Annotated in this window: 14 protein-coding genes and 1 other RNA gene; 8 read left to right on the forward strand and 7 right to left on the reverse strand. The window is 68.2% G+C overall.

Annotated elements, in window-relative coordinates:
- Positions 1 to 4 precede the first annotated feature (4 nt).
- The 6 genes from ACILRJ_RS16300 to ACILRJ_RS16325 all read left to right on the forward strand — a co-directional run bounded on the left by ACILRJ_RS16300 (position 5) and on the right by ACILRJ_RS16325 (position 4,230).
- Entirely contained in the window at positions 5 to 592 is a 588-nt protein-coding gene (locus ACILRJ_RS16300) for a riboflavin synthase (protein ID WP_395684265.1), read from the forward strand.
- Complete coding sequence (gene ribB, locus ACILRJ_RS16305) at positions 589 to 1,698, forward strand: 3,4-dihydroxy-2-butanone-4-phosphate synthase (RefSeq protein WP_395684266.1); 1,110 nt, start codon at positions 589 to 591, stop codon at positions 1,696 to 1,698. Before ACILRJ_RS16300 ends, ribB begins: the two co-directional genes overlap by 4 nt.
- Before the next feature lie 109 nt (positions 1,699 to 1,807).
- Positions 1,808 to 2,272, forward strand: a complete 465-nt coding sequence (gene ribH, locus ACILRJ_RS16310) for a 6,7-dimethyl-8-ribityllumazine synthase (RefSeq protein WP_395684267.1) — start codon at positions 1,808 to 1,810, stop codon at positions 2,270 to 2,272.
- Positions 2,269 to 2,736: a transcription antitermination factor NusB gene (nusB, locus tag ACILRJ_RS16315; RefSeq protein WP_395684268.1), complete on the forward strand. Its 468-nt coding sequence runs from the start codon at positions 2,269 to 2,271 to the stop codon at positions 2,734 to 2,736. Before ribH ends, nusB begins: the two co-directional genes overlap by 4 nt.
- 25 nt (positions 2,737 to 2,761) lie before the next feature.
- On the forward strand, positions 2,762 to 3,742 hold the full coding sequence (gene thiL, locus ACILRJ_RS16320; protein ID WP_395684269.1) for a thiamine-phosphate kinase: 981 nt from the start codon (positions 2,762 to 2,764) through the stop codon (positions 3,740 to 3,742).
- Positions 3,739 to 4,230: a phosphatidylglycerophosphatase A gene (locus tag ACILRJ_RS16325; protein ID WP_395684270.1), complete on the forward strand. Its 492-nt coding sequence runs from the start codon at positions 3,739 to 3,741 to the stop codon at positions 4,228 to 4,230. Before thiL ends, ACILRJ_RS16325 begins: the two co-directional genes overlap by 4 nt.
- Before the next feature lie 75 nt (positions 4,231 to 4,305).
- Here ACILRJ_RS16325 and ACILRJ_RS16330 read toward each other — a convergent pair whose 3' ends face one another.
- The 7 genes from ACILRJ_RS16330 to ACILRJ_RS16360 form a co-directional block, all read right to left on the reverse strand.
- Positions 4,306 to 5,784 (reverse strand): hypothetical protein, encoded by a 1,479-nt coding sequence (locus ACILRJ_RS16330; protein ID WP_395684271.1) that lies wholly within the window; start codon positions 5,782 to 5,784, stop codon positions 4,306 to 4,308.
- 32 nt (positions 5,785 to 5,816) lie between these two features.
- Positions 5,817 to 7,292, reverse strand: coding sequence for a hypothetical protein (locus ACILRJ_RS16335; RefSeq protein ID WP_395684272.1), 1,476 nt, complete (start codon positions 7,290 to 7,292; stop codon positions 5,817 to 5,819).
- Between the two features lie 87 nt (positions 7,293 to 7,379).
- Positions 7,380 to 8,828, reverse strand: a complete 1,449-nt coding sequence (locus ACILRJ_RS16340; protein WP_395684273.1) for a hypothetical protein — start codon at positions 8,826 to 8,828, stop codon at positions 7,380 to 7,382.
- Positions 8,829 to 8,946: 118 nt separating this feature from the next.
- Positions 8,947 to 10,311, reverse strand: coding sequence for an FAD-binding oxidoreductase (locus ACILRJ_RS16345; protein ID WP_395684274.1), 1,365 nt, complete (start codon positions 10,309 to 10,311; stop codon positions 8,947 to 8,949).
- A gap of 13 nt (positions 10,312 to 10,324) precedes the next feature.
- Positions 10,325 to 10,915 (reverse strand): BON domain-containing protein, encoded by a 591-nt coding sequence (locus tag ACILRJ_RS16350; protein ID WP_395684275.1) that lies wholly within the window; start codon positions 10,913 to 10,915, stop codon positions 10,325 to 10,327.
- Between the two features lie 10 nt (positions 10,916 to 10,925).
- Positions 10,926 to 11,315 carry a YraN family protein gene (locus tag ACILRJ_RS16355; RefSeq protein ID WP_395684276.1) on the reverse strand — a complete coding sequence of 130 codons (390 nt, stop codon included), beginning with the start codon at positions 11,313 to 11,315 and terminating at the stop codon, positions 10,926 to 10,928.
- Complete coding sequence (locus tag ACILRJ_RS16360; protein WP_395684277.1) at positions 11,312 to 13,135, reverse strand: penicillin-binding protein activator; 1,824 nt, start codon at positions 13,133 to 13,135, stop codon at positions 11,312 to 11,314. The genes ACILRJ_RS16355 and ACILRJ_RS16360 overlap by 4 nt, the downstream gene beginning before the upstream one ends.
- A gap of 90 nt (positions 13,136 to 13,225) precedes the next feature.
- On the opposite strand from ACILRJ_RS16360, the gene rsmI reads away from it, so the two are divergent.
- Both rsmI and rnpB read left to right on the forward strand, forming a co-directional pair.
- Positions 13,226 to 14,080: a 16S rRNA (cytidine(1402)-2'-O)-methyltransferase gene (rsmI, locus tag ACILRJ_RS16365; RefSeq protein WP_395684278.1), complete on the forward strand. Its 855-nt coding sequence runs from the start codon at positions 13,226 to 13,228 to the stop codon at positions 14,078 to 14,080.
- Between the two features lie 107 nt (positions 14,081 to 14,187).
- Positions 14,188 to 14,536, forward strand: an RNA gene (rnpB, locus tag ACILRJ_RS16370) — RNase P RNA component class A.
- Positions 14,537 to 14,681: the final 145 nt, after the last annotated feature.

The following is a 14,681-nucleotide window of genomic DNA, read 5'->3' on the forward strand; positions in this document are numbered from 1 at the left end:
ATCGATGTTCACCGGAATCATCCAGGCCGTAGGCCATATCGCGTCGCGCGAGGCGCGCGGCGGCGACGCGCGCCTCGTCATCGACGCCGGCGCGCTCGATCTCGCCGACGTCGCTCTCGGCGACAGCATCGCGGTCGCCGGCGTCTGCCTCACGGTCGTCGCGATCGATGGCGCGCACTGGACCGCCGACATTTCCGCGGAGACGCTGGCCCGCACGACGCTCGGCGCGTTGCGCGTCGGCGATGGCGTCAATCTCGAAAAGGCGCTGCGACTGGCGGATCGCCTCGGCGGGCATCTGGTTTCCGGGCATGTCGACGGCGTCGGCACGGTCGCCCGCATCGATGACGATGGCGCCTCGCAGCGCTGGACGTTCCGCCTGCCGCGCGAGCTCGCGCGCTACGTCGCGGTCAAGGGCTCGATCTGCGTCGACGGCACCAGCCTGACCGTGAACGAGGCCGGCGACGACGGCTTCGGCGTCACGCTGATCCCGCACACGCTCGCCGCGACGACCTTCGGCGCGCGTCGCGCCGGCGACACGGTCAATATCGAGGTCGATCTCGTCGCGCGCTATCTGGAGAGGTTGCACGCATGAGTTTCGCGACGATTCCCGAACTCCTCGCCGACATCGGCGCCGGGCGCATGGTCGTCATCGTCGACGACGAGGACCGCGAGAACGAGGGCGACCTCATCATGGCCGCGGCGAAGGTGCGCCCGGAGGACATCAACTTCATGGCGCGCGAGGGCAGGGGCCTCATCTGCCTGTCGATGACGCGCGCGCGGTGCCGCCAGCTCGGCCTCAAGCCGATGGTCGAGACCAACACCTCGCCGCACCACACGAATTTCACGGTATCGATCGAAGCGGCCGACGGCGTGACGACCGGCATCTCCGCGCACGACCGCGCGCACACGATCCGTACCGCGGTGCGCGCGGATGCCTCGCCGGTCGACATCGTGCAGCCGGGCCACATCTTTCCGCTGACCGCGCAGCCTGGCGGCGTGCTCGCGCGCGCGGGACACACCGAGGCAGCAAGCGACCTCGCCGCGCTCGCGGGGCTGGAGCCGGCCGGCGTGCTGGTCGAGATCCTCAGCGAGGACGGCACCATGGCGCGCCGCCCCGAACTCGAACGCTTCGCCGCCAGGCATGGCCTGAAGATCGGCACGATCGCCGACCTGATCCGCTACCGGCTCGAAACCGAGAAGACCGTCGAGCGCGTGCACGATGCCATGGTCGAAACCGAATTCGGTCGCTTCCGGCTGGTCGCCTACCGCGACGTGCTCGCGCGCGAGCTGCATTTCGCGATGGTGCGCGGCGAGATCGACGACGGCTCGCCGGTGCTGACCCGCGTGCATGTGCGCAACACGCTCTCGGATGTGCTGCATCTCGAGCGCGACGACCTCGGTTTGACGGTGACGGCGGCGCTGCGGCGCATTGCCGCGGAAGCGCGCGGCGTGGTGGTGGTGCTGGCCGACGAGAATGCGGCCGACGGATTGCTCGCTCGCCTGCACGGCGCGCCGGCCGCCGAGCCAGCGACGCCCGCGCAATGGCGCCGGCTCGGGCTCGGTGCGCAGATCCTCGCCGACCTCGGCGTGCGCCGCCTGCGCGTGCTCGGAACGCCGCGCAAGCTGGTCGGCCTCGCCGGCTTCGGGCTCGAGGTGGAAGGGTATGTGGAAGAGCGAGGGCTGAGCGCTGACGGCTGAGGGCAGGAGGCAGAGGCAGGAGACGGCGTGGCTCCCACAAGCCCATCCAATCGCGCGCCCGCGCAACCGCGTAAACTCCGGCCCTCAGCCATCAGCCCCCAGTGCTCGAATGCCCACCCTTGTCGGTGAATTGCGCCCCGTAGCGGACGCGCGCTACGCGATCGTCGCGAGCCGCTGGAACCCGCGCATCGTCGATACGCTCGTCGAAGGTGCGCTCGCGGCGCTGCGCGGGCATGGCGTCGCCGACGATGCGATCGACGTCGTGCGCGTACCGGGTGCGTGGGAAATCCCGCAGACGGCAGCGAAGCTCGCCGCGGACGGCAGGGCGAGCGCGATCCTCGCGCTCGGCTGCGTCGTGCGCGGCGACACGCGCCACTACGAGCAGGTCGCCGACGGCTGCGCGGAAGGTTTGATGCGCGTTGCGCTCGAACACCGCGTTCCGGTGCTGAACGGCGTGCTCGCGGTCGAAGTTCACGCCGACGCCGAAGCGCGCGCCGGCGGCGCGCACGGCAACAAGGGCGAGGAAGTCGCGCTGGCGGCGCTGGAAATGATCGATCTGTGGAGGAAGCTGTGACGAACCCGACGAACCCGAGCACGCCCGTGGGCATCGACCCGGCCGCGCGCTCGCGCGCGCGTCGCCGCGCCTTGCAGGCGCTGTATGCCTGGCAGATGAGCGGCAATCGCATCGAAGGCGTGATCGACCAGTTCCGCCACGAGCAGGACATGCAGATCGCCGACCTCGAATACTTTGAGGAACTGGTGCGCGGCGTCGTGCGCCTGCAAGCGGAACTCGACGCCGCGATCGTTCCGTATCTCGATCGCGAAATCGCGCGCGTCGATCCGATCGAGCGTGCCGCGCTGCGCATTGCCGCGTACGAATTGCGCGAGCGCATCGACGTGCCGTACCGCGTCGTCATCAACGAGGCGGTCGAGACGACCAAGCGCTTCGGCGCCGACCATGGCCACACCTACGTCAACGGCGTGCTCGACAAGCTCGCGGCGTCCTGGCGCTCCGCCGAGTACGCGGCGCGCAAGTAGCGCCGCGGCTGCGCAAGGAGGGTGCGTGGAGTTCGACCTGATCGAAGTGATCCGTTCGCGCTGCAGCGTATCGCGTGCCGACGTCCGGCTCGGCATCGGCGACGACGCCGCCGTGCTCTCGCCGCCGGCCGGACACGACCTCGCGGTCAGCACCGATACCCTGGTTGCAGGGGTCCATTTCCCGTTCGCCGCGTCGGCGCGCGATCTCGGCTGGAAGGCACTCGCGGTCAACCTGTCCGATCTTGCTGCGATGGGTGCGACGCCGGCGTGGGCGTTGCTCGCCCTGACCTTGCCGGATGCGAGCCGCGATTTCGTCGCCGCGTTCGCGGATGGCTTCGCCGAACTCGCCGCGCAACACGGCGTCGCGCTGGTCGGCGGCGATACCACGCGTGGCCCGCTCAACGTCGGTGTGACCGTGCACGGCTTCATTGCGAGCGGACGCGCACTGCGTCGTGATGGCGCGCGCCCCGGCGACCTCGTGTTCGTCACCGGCACGCTCGGGGATGCGGCGGCCGGCCTGCGCTGCCTCGATCGCGCCGATTCGCGCGCACCGGAGCTGTTCAATGCGCCCGCGGATACGCGCGAAGCACTCGTGGCGCGCCTGAATCGACCCTTGCCCCGAGTCAGCGCGGGTGCCGCGCTACGTGACCTGGCGAGCGCGTGCATCGACGTGTCCGATGGCCTGCTGGCCGACCTTGGCCACATCGCCGAACGCAGTGGCGTCGGCATCGAACTCGACGCCGAGGCGCTACCTTCCTCGTCGGCGTTGCTTGCACTGTTCGAGCGCGACGAGCGCCTCGTGCTGCAGGCGGCCGGCGGCGACGATTACGAGCTCGCATTCTGCGCAGCGCCGGCACGGGCGACCGAGGTGCAACGCGACCTCGCGCGCATCGGCTGCGGCGCGACGCGCATCGGCAGAGTGGTCGAGGGCGAGCGCGTACGCCTGTTCGACCGCGACGGCAGCGAGCTCGTGTTCGAGCGAGGCGGCTGGAATCATTTCGGATGAAGCTCGACGCGGCGCAGCGGCGTGCCCTGCTTGGCCATCCGGCTGGCTGGATCGCGTGCGGCTTGGGCAGCGGCTTGAGTCCGCGGGCGCCGGGCACAGCCGGCTCGCTCGCGGCGCTGCTGCCATGGCTCGTGCTGCGCGATCTCGAATGGCCGGCCTATGTTGCGGTCATTGCGTTCGCATTCGCGCTCGGCGTATGGGTATCGAATGTCGCGATCGCGCGATTGCGCATCGACGATCCCGGCGTCGTCGTTTGGGACGAATTCGTCGGCCAGTGGATCGCGTTGCTGCCGCTCGTCCTCGCACCGCGAGCGTGGCCGTGGACGCTCGCCGGCTTCGCGCTGTTCCGCCTGTTCGACATCTGGAAACCCTGGCCGGTGTCGTGGGCCGACCGCCGCATCAAGGGCGGCTTCGGTGTCATGCTCGACGATGTCGTCGCGGGTTTATACGCGGCGATCGTGCTTGCGTGCGCGATGCCGCTGATCTGACCCTTCGTGCAGGCCCGGAAACGGTGTCAGGTTAATTTATCCATTTATTTTGACAAACGAACCCGACCCCATTTGTTACTCACACGCAGAACCGTCCGGCAACGTGATGCAGGCGAAGATCGAGCGGTGCGCGTACACGCCGCTGTAGTTGGCGAGCTTGCCGGGTTGCGCGTTCGCGTTGATCACGTTGTAGGCCATGAAGCCGGTGGCAGGCAGGCCTTTCAGTGCGACGGCGCGACCGTCGGCGGGGAGTTGTCCGCCCGGGAGCGAGGCGCCGTAACCGGCGAGATCGAGATCGACCCAGCCCGCACCGATCGGCGGCAGGTCCTGCCCGTACGGAAAGCCATATGGCAGCAGCGCAGTCGACAGCGTCGAGCCGAACACTTCGGACGGTTGATCGATCGTGTGCCGCGGCAGGATCCGTACGACATTGGTCGCATAGGGAAGAACGAGCGGAAATGTCCCGACGCATATGAATCCGCAGCCGTCGGGCGGCACGTCGGTGGTGAAAGCGCGTTCTTCCTGGTCGAAGAAGTTCGCACGTAGCCAGACGTCGGATCGTTCGGGTGCCGAAAACGCTTGGTCGAATGGTGCCGCCGGTGCAGCAACGAACCGCCTATCAACGTAGTACTGCTTGGTCGGAAACGTCACGACCCAGTCGGTCGCCGCGCCGAGGCCGGACGCGTTGAGGAAATCGTTGTGCAGTGCCTGTGCCATGAAGACGGCGCTGACCGCGTCCTCGCCGCGCGCATAGTCGATTGCGAGTGTGCCCTTGCCGGTCGACACATAGGCACGTGCGACGCCGCGCGTGGCTTCGCTCGAATTCGCGGAACGCAAATCCGGCAAGGTGAAGGGCGGCGCATAGAGCGCGCGCGCCGTGAAACCGCTCAGCGCATCCGCGGTATAGGGATAGAAGGTGCCGATACCCACGTTCACGATCGCACCGACGCCCGACAGGTCGTCACCCGGTACGTCGAGGTCGGCCTCGACATTCGTTTCCGTGATCTCGCCGCAACCTGGAGGTGTGTCGTCGCCGGGGTGGCCGTGCCATTGGTGCGTGATGCGTATCGCCGTCGCGCTGCCGGGAATGACGTCGCCGAGCGCGATCAACTGGATCGAGCCCTCGCGCGTGCGTTCGATTCCGCTTGGTCCGCCGTCGGCGTGCGCGCCGGCGTAACCTGTGGTGAGGAACGCGACGCCCTCCACGGGCAGCGCAGGAAGGGTGCAGGAGCGGTCGTGGCTGACCAGGCGTGCGCCGCCCGCGGCATCGTTGCTGACGGCGCCGGTCCAGACGTCGTGCGCAGAGAGGAACAGGTCGAAGTCGAGAACGTCGCGCTGGTTGTAGCCTTCGAGGAAACGCACGCGGACGACCTTGCCCACGTCGCCCGCATTGGTCACGGAGACAAGCGTGTCCTGGCCGGCATTGACCGTGTAGTACGGATAGACCAGCGCTTGCCCGAGGCCGCGCGGATTGAGCATGACGGCTTCGGCGTCAATGACCGAAAGGGCTGTGACGGCCAGCAGTGCAATGCAAGCGAACGAAGGGGTGCGCATGCGTCGATTCCTCGAAAAGCCCGGTCCGCGGCTCAGCTGCAGGGAGGCAGGGCCTGGCCGGTGCGGCTGCTGCAGGTCACGCGCTTGCGGTGCGCGAACGCGCCGCTGTAGTTCGCGAGGCGGCCCGGGTGCGCCTGCGCGTTGATGATGTTGTAGACCATGAAGCCGGCGACCGGCAGGCCGCGCAAGGTCACCGGGGCGCCGTTGAGGGTGCCCGTCGCGAGCGACTGGTTTTCGTCCGCGGCGAGGTCGAGATCGGCCTGGCCGGAGGTCCAGTCCGGATACGTCGCTGTCAGGGTCTTTACGAGGTGTGAGCCCAATACATCCGAGGTCGTCGCCGGCGCGCCTTCGGACGGCCTGAACGCGATCACGTTGACCTCGTACGGCGCAGTCAGCGTCGCGGGCGATGGCGGCACGCCGCAGATCGGGCCGCACGGATCGGACACGTAGAGTTCTTCGTTGTCGTACAGGTGCCAGCCGATCGTCACCGGCGCCGCGCCGTTCTCGAAGCGGCTGCCGAACGGAGCGCGCGGCGAGCTGGGGTAGGCGAGACCGTCGACGTAGTAGCGTCGCGTCGGGAACGTGAGTACCCAGTCCGTGGCTGCGCCGAGTGCGGGGTTGATCAGCACGTCGTTGTAGACGCTCTCGGCCATGAATACCGCGCTGACCGCATCGATGCCTAGTGCGTAGTTGATCGTCGCGACACCGCGGTCGGTGAAGACCGTCGCCGACGGAACACCGTCGCCCGCATTGGCGCGATTGAGATCGTCATAGCCGACCCAGGAGCCGTTGTCGGCCAACGTACTCTGCGTGAAGTCGGCGAGCGCGAGCGCGTCGTACGGGAAGAACGTGCCTTCGGCGACGTTGACGATACCGATCGAACCGCCGAGCGTGTTCGCCGGTGCGACGAGATCCGCAGCGATAGCCACGAAAGGAATCTGCGCGCACAGCGGCGACCCGGCACCGGGCGTGCCGTTCTGCGCGTGCCGAACGATGCGATCGGTCGGACTGTCGGGCACGATGTCACCGTTCACCACGATCTGGACATGGCCTTCGCGTGTGCGCGCGATCGTCTGAGGCCCGCTGTCACGCAGGTTGTACGGGGACACGTTGCCGCCGGTGTAGTTTGCACTGCTGAACGCCTGGCCGCCGACGGGGATCGCCGGCTTGGTGCAGCTGTGGTCGCTCGTGACCAGTTTCGCGCCCGCCGTTTCGCCAGCGTCCGCGACGGTGATCGCCGCACTCCACACGTCGTGCGGCGAAAGCAGCACGAGGAAATCGAGCACCTCGCGACCGTTGTAGCCCTCGCGGAAGCGCACGCGCGCGACCTTGCCGAGGTCGGAAGCATTGGCCAGCGTGAGGAGCGTGTCCTGTCCCTTGTTGACCGTGTAGTAAGGATAGATGAGCGCCTGGCCGAGGCCGTTGGGGTTCAGGGTCACCGCACCGCTCAGGTGCGTCACGCCGACCAGGGCGACGCCCATCGTCGCCATGAGTAGTCTTCGATACATCGCATGCCTCCCTTCGCTATCGCTGGCAATCGGAATCGGGGGAAAGGGCGGTTCATTCACCTTGATGATGAAGCCTGACCCTTTTCATCACGGGCAGGTCGCAACTCCCATGCCGCTGCAGGCGACACCCGTGCGATGCGTGAACGCGCCGCCGTAGTTGGCGAGGCGGCCGGGCGCTGCGTTGGCGTTGATGATGTTGTAGACCATGAAGCCGCTCGCGGGCAAACCGTGGAGCGTGACCGTGTGGTCTCCGGCGTGGCCGTCCGGCAACGTGTGTCGTTCGGCGTCGCTGTCGAAGTCCATCGAGATCCAGCCGGCATCATTCAGCGATGCGGCCATCGTGTACGGCTTCAGCACGCTCGCGAGTTGTGAGCCGAGTACCGGAGAGCGGCCGTCGGTGCCTGCGTGCAGGATCGAAAGTACATTGACCGCGTAGGACAGCGGGGCGAGGTTCGTCGCGCACGACGTGCCGCAGTTCGGCGGCAGGATCGACGCGGCCGCGCCGCCTTCCTGGTCGTGGAAGGTCGCGTCGACGCGTACGTCGGCGCGACCGGCCGCGAATGCCGAAGGGAATGGCGCGCGCGGCGCTCCGGGGTACGCCTGCGCGTCGGTGTAGAAGCGCTTGGTCGGAAACGCGACGACCCAGTCCGTCGCGGCACCGAGCGCCGACGCGGTGAGGTATTCGTTGAGCGCGGAATCGACCATTAAGACGGCACTGACCGCGTCGATGCCGCGCGTGTAGTCGATCGAAAGCGGCTCACCGTCGTCGCCGACGACGTGTGCGGTTGCCGTGAGAGAAGAGCTGGCCGAATTGGCGGCTCCCAGGATCTCGATCTCTGCTGTCGCCGACGACCCGAAAAACAACGCGGTGGCGGTGAAGCCTGCGAGCGCGTCGGCGCCGTAGCCGAAAAACGTGCCCTCGCCGACGTTCACGATCGCCGCGCTGCCGAAGAGCGTGTCGCTGGGCACGACTTCCGAGACGTCGTTGATGGCCACCGCATTGCAATCGCGCGGCGGTCCTCCGGGCACCGCCGGCGCGATGGCCCGGTAGGCGTCGCTGTCCTGCGGAAATTCGTACTTCGTCACGATGTCGATGTGGCCTTCGCGCACGCGATCGAGTGTCTGCGGGCCGCTGTCGGGTGCGTTGTACGGTGCGATGGAGTGGCCCGTGTACGCGTCACTCGAGAGCGGCAGGCCCTCGGTCGGGATCGCCGGTCGCGTGCAGCTCGCGTCAGCGGTGACGATCTTCGCGCCGTCCGCTGTGGACGTGATCGCGGCGGTCCACGCATCGTGTGCGGACAGATAAACGTCGACCCACGCGACGAGGCGGCTGTTGCGTCCTTCCCGGACCTGGACATACACACGCTTGCCCTGCTCGGACGTGTTCACAACGGATATCAGCGTGTCCTGGCCGTTCTCCACGGTGTAGTACGGGTAGATCAGTACCTGCCCGCGACCGTGCGGGTTGAGGGTCACGGCGTGCGCACACAGGCACGCCGTCGAGGCGAGTGCGGTGGCGACGATGTACTTGATCATGGCCGTCTCCAGGGGTTTGGGATAAAGGTGAAAAGGGTCATGTTCATTTGTCTAGATAATGAACATGACCCCTTTCCCTTTTTCCACCGGCCAGCATACGTCGAGACCGCTGGTGGAGCTACAGGAGCTTGCCGGGATTCAGGATGCCGTCCGGATCGAACTGCGCCTTGATCGCGCGCATCAACGCGAGTGCGTTCGCGTCGACGGCGCGCGGCATGAACGCGCGCTTGGCGAGGCCGATGCCGTGTTCGCCGGACAGCGTGCCGTCGAGGCGGATCACCGCGTCGAACAGTTCGTCGAGCGCGGCCGGTGCGCGCGATTTCTCGTCCTCGTCGCGCGGCAGAAGGTTCACGTGCAGGTTGCCGTTGCCTGCGTGGCCGAAGCAGACGACAAGCAACGCATGCTTCGCGGCGATCGCGCGCGTGGCGGCGACGAGTTCGGGCACGCGGCTCACCGGTACGACGACGTCTTCGTTGATCTTGTCCGGCGACAGCGTGCGCAGGGCCGGCGACAGCGCCTTGCGCGCCGACCACAGCGCATCGACTTCGGCGCGATTGCCGGCGACGAGCAATTCGAGCAGGCCATCGCCGCGCGCGGCGTGCGCAACCGCATCGGCGCTGGCTGCGAGCGACCCTTCTTCACCATCGACTTCGATGACGAGCATCGCGCCGGCGAGCGGGATCGAATCGCCCCCGTGCGTGCGCGCGAGTGCGAGGCACTGGTCGTCGAGGAATTCCAGCGCGCACGGCGTGACCGGCTGCGCCATGATGCGCGCGACCGCTTGCGCGGCTGCGCCTACATTGGCATAGGTCGCGCGCAGGGTGCGCTTCGCCGACGGCAGCGGCACGAGCTTGAGCGTCGCTTCGGTGAGGATCGCGAGCGTGCCTTCCGAACCAACCAGCAAACGCGTGAGATCGTAGCCGGTCGAACCCTTGGTCGTCGGCGTGCCGCACCGGAAGTCCTCGCCATTGCCGGCAACCGCGCGCAGCGCGAGCACGTTGTCGCGCGTCGCGCCGTACTTCACCGCGCGCGGGCCGCCCGCATTGCAGGCGATGTTGCCGGCGATCGTGCAGAACGGCGCCGAGGTCGGATCCGGTGGCCAGAACAGCCGTTGCGCTTCGAGCATGGCCTGCAGGTCGCCGTTGATCACGCCGGGTTCGACCACGGCGATGCGATCGTCCGCATCGATGCGCAGCACGCGGTTCATGCGTTCGAAACTCGCGACCACGCCACCCGAGGCCGGCACGCTCGCACCGGTCGTGTTGGTACCACGTCCGCGCGCGACCAGCGGAACGCGATGCGTGCGGCACGCGCGCACGAGGGCGACGACCTGGTCATGCGCGGTCGGGAACACGACCGCGTCGGGCATCGCCTGCCGGCGCGAATTGTCGTAGCCGTACACGAGGCATTCGGCGGCATCCGTCGTCAACGCGTCCGCCGCGAAGATTCCCTGCAATTCACCCAATGCATTGGTCGGGAGCACGCCGGCGTCGCCTCTAGTCGAGGTACTCGAACAGCTTCACGACCTTCTCCACCCCGCTGACGTCGCGCGCGATGCCGGTCACCGCCTCGTCTTCCTCGCGCGTGACCTTGCCCATCAGGTAGACCGTGCGGTGCACGGTGGTCACGTTGACGCGGGTCGGGTCGAAGCCTTCGAGGCTGGTCAGGTCGAGCAGCGCCGTCTTCACGTGCAGCGTGATCGTGTTGTCGCGCCGGCGCGACCAGAAACCGACAGGTTCGCCGACGGCGAGTTCGTTGACGATCCGGCGCGTGCCCTCGAACCCGCTGACAAGGCGCTCCGCGCGCTGCTTCAGCTCGTCCGTGCGCACTTCGCCTGCGAGCAGCATCACGCCGTCGTAGACGACGATGACTACGCGATTCTTCAGCGCGAGCTCCTTGTCCTTGTTGAGCGTGTCGTAGGCGCTGAGGTAGATGCGCTTGTCGTCGACATAGCTGCCGATGTCGCGCCGGTCGTGCGCGGCGCGCGCACCGACGGCTGCACCGCCGACAACCGCGGCGAAGCAGCCGCCGAGCACGGGCAATGCGAGCAGCAACAACAGCCATGCGATGCGCTTGCGATGGTGCATGCGGTATTCCTCAGTTGGCCTCGAAGGCATTGGGCAGCCATTCCAGTTGCGGCGCGGCGGCATCGCCCGCGACCGCGACCACATCGAAGCGGCACGCACATCCGGCCAGGCGCGGGTGCTGGGCGAGGAACATCGCCGCGGCGCGCACGAGTCGCGTGCGCTTGCTCGCGCCGACTGAATCGATGCCGTCGCCGAAACGACCGTCGCCACCCTTGCGGCGATAGCGCACTTCCACGAACACGACGATGTCGCCGTCGCGCATGACCAGGTCGAGTTCGCCGAGGCGGCAATTGAAGTTGCGCGCGATCGGCACGAGCCCGGCGCGTTGCAGGTGCGCGTCGGCAAGATCCTCGCAGCGGGCGCCGGCCTCGCGCGTGGCGCTGCCGGGTCGCGCATTCATTGCTGCAGCGGCGCGCTGTCGAGCGCGCCGTCGATCGGCAGCGCGACTCCGTTCTGGAAGCGCGCCCAGCCGACCAGTCGATGGATGCGGCCGAAGCTGTCGGCGGTCAGCTGGCCGGTTGCGCCGTTGAGATAGGAATCGGGATGCGCGAGCAGCCAGTCCATGTACGGCAGCAGCGCGTAGGCGTCCATGCCGAATGCAAACAGGCGGCTGCCAAGTCCGTTCGCGCTGTCGATGCGCGACGCCACCGCGTTGCGATCCGGGCGACCCGGCACCGGCCCGAACAGCCACGGCGCATCGGAGAACTCGATGCCGTCGAGATCGCGGTCGAGTGCGGCATTGGCTTCGCCGGAATAGACATGCGAAGTCGCATAGACCGGCAGGTTGATGTTCGCCACCTTGAGCTGGGGCAGCAACAGGCGCGCCTGTTGCGGCCGCATGCTGACGAATACGCCGGCGTCCGCTCCCTGGCCGAGCGCGGCGGTCGCCTGGGTGATCGCGGTGGCGAAATTCACGTCCTTGTCGGCGAGGCGGGTCTCGCCGACGATGCTGCCGCCAGCCGCCTCGAACTGCGCACGGAACGCGCGTGCGGCGCGCTCGGCCCAGTCGGACGTGGCGGCGAACACGGCGACGCGCGTGATCCCGCGCGCGCGCATGCGTTCGGCGACCTGCGCGCCTTCCGCATCCGGCAGCAGGCCGAATTCGGCGCTGCCCGCCGGCGGGACTTCGCCGGTGTCGGGATGATTCAGCGCGAGCACGGGCGACTTCAGTGACTGGTGGAACAGCTCGCCGACCGATTCGCGCTGCAACGGTCCGATCACGTGGTCGGCGCCGTCGGCGACCGCGCGTTCGTACGCGGCGATCGCATCCGCCGGGGACTTGCCGGAATCGTAGATGTGCAGTTCCGGGCGGCGCGCGCGCTCATCGGCAAAGTAGGCGCTGAGGAAGCCGTCGCGGATCGATTGCGCGACCGTCGCGAACTGCGCGCTCAGCGGCAGCAGCAACGCGATGCGGTGCGGAGGAAAATACCCTTCGGCCTGCAATGCGCCGCCACCGCCCGGTTGCACGGTGCCGACCGGGCGACTTGGCCGGGGCAGCGCGCGTGCAAGCGGCTGGCCCTTGCCGCGCAGGGTCTGTTCGACCCATGGACGCAATGCGTCCTGCTCGGCCAGCGTGTCGATGCGCGTGCGCAACGTCGCGATATCGAGTCCGGCCAGCGCTTCGACCAGTTGTCGCCGGTTCTGTTCGCGGTCGGCGCCGGAGAGATCGCGGTCGAGCACTGCGCGCGAGCGCGCCGACGCGAAGCGGTCGCCGCGTGCGAGGTCCGTGCGTGCGCGCAGCTCCAGCGCGCGCACGCGCACCGATTCGGTCGGGTTGTCGCCAAGTCCGGCGAGCAGCGCCTCGGCCTGGTCGAGGTCGCCATGCTTGAGCGCGATTTCGGCGTCGAGCAGGTCCAGTCGCTGCGCCTCGTCGCCGTGCAGGCGGCGGCGCTTGATGTCGCCGAGCGCGCGCGCCGCGCCTTCGATGTCGCCGCGATCGCGCATCACTTCGGCGGCGCGCAGGCGGTAGTGCGCGGCCGCATCGCCGCGCGCGGCGTCGGCAAGGGCGAGGAATTCGGTCGCGGCCTGATCGAGTTGACCTTGCGTGTACAACTGTTCGGCGTGCCCGGCCTCGGCCGATGCAGCGGTGGAACCGCCGGCGCGTTCGCCGAAGTCGCCCATGGTTGCGCAGGACGCGAGGGCAAGCGCGGCCAGCAGCACGAGCGCGCCACGGACGATCGCGCCGGTCTCCAGGGTGTCGCGGAACCTGCGAAGCCTCATGGTCACTCCCTGCGCGCGATGAGCTACGCTGCGGATGATAGCCGATGCGCGCCGCTCTCCGCGCTGCCGGCGCGGTGAAGGAGTGACGGAGTGACGGACGTGCAGCCGAAACGCGGGCGCCTGTGGATCGTGGCGACGCCGATCGGCAATCTCGATGATCTTTCGCCGCGCGCGCGCGACGTGTTGCGCGCGGTCGCGCTGGTCGCGGCGGAGGACACGCGCCACAGCGCGCCACTGCTCGCGCATGCGGGCAGTCGCGCACGCACGCTCGCGCTGCACGAGCACAACGAACGCGAGCAGGCTGAGCGCATCGTCGAGCGCCTGCTCGCCGGCGACGACGTTGCGCTGGTGTCCGATGCCGGCACGCCACTGATCAGCGATCCCGGATTTCGCCTCGTTCGCGCCGCGCGCGAAGCCGGCTGCGAGGTATCCCCTGTGCCCGGTCCGTGTGCCGCGATCGCCGCACTGTCGGTGGCCGGATTGCCAAGCGACCGCTTCGCGTTCGAGGGTTTCCTGCCGGCGAAGGGCTCCGCGCGCCGCGAGCGGCTGCAGGCACTCGCAGCGGAGCCGCGCAGCCTGATCTTCTACGAATCGAGCCATCGCATCGTCGAATCGCTGCTCGACATGGTGGCGGTGTTCGGTGCGACGCGCGAGGCCGCGCTCGCGCGCGAACTGACAAAGCTGTTCGAGACGATCATCGCGGCGCCGCTCGGTGTCGTGCACGCGCGCGTGGTGGCCGATGCGAACCAGCAGCGCGGCGAATTCGTCGTCATCGTCGCCGGTGCACAAGGCGATGACGCGGACGCGCAACTCGCCGAAGGGCGTCGCGTGTTCGCGCTGTTGCGCGAGGAGTTGCCGCCGGCGCGTGCGGCGAAGTTGGCGGCGGCGATCAGCGGTGCGCCGCGCAAACTGCTTTATGCCGAACGCAGTGACGAGCGCTCCTGACCCGCCTCCCCGTTCGCACCGAGTGCAGCGAGCGAAGTCGAAACGACTGCGATCACCGCACGCCGTTACGCTCGTTTCCGCAGGCGCGTCCTGTTACGCTGCGCGAGGGAGCCGGCCAGGCAGCCGCGTCGCGCTTTGCGCGCCGAGGAAAGTCCGGGCTCCATAGGGCAGGGTGCCAGGTAACGCCTGGGCGGCGTGAGCCGACGGAAAGTGCAACAGAGAGAAGACCGCCGATGGCCCGCAAGGGATCAGGCAAGGGTGAAACGGTGCGGTAAGAGCGCACCGCGAGTCTGGCAACAGACCGGCACGGCAAACCCCACCTGGAGCAAGGCCGAATAGGGGAACCATGACGCGGCCCGCGTCGTTCCCGGGTTGGCTGCTCGAGCCCTGCGGCGACGCAGGGCCTAGAGGAATGGCTGCTCACGACAGAACCCGGCTTATCGGCCGGCTCCCCCTCGTTCTGCTGCAATGCCGGTCGCGCGACCGGCATTGCAGCGCGCGTCGTGTGCGCAAGCGTCGGCGCTCCCCTGGTGGTCGCGGACGAATTTCCCGCCGTTGCAGCGAAAGTTGCTGCGCCGCCCGAGCAGACGCGCGATTGCGG

The organism is Dokdonella sp. (assembly GCF_044227025.1).
Classification (GTDB): domain Bacteria; phylum Pseudomonadota; class Gammaproteobacteria; order Xanthomonadales; family Rhodanobacteraceae; genus Dokdonella_A.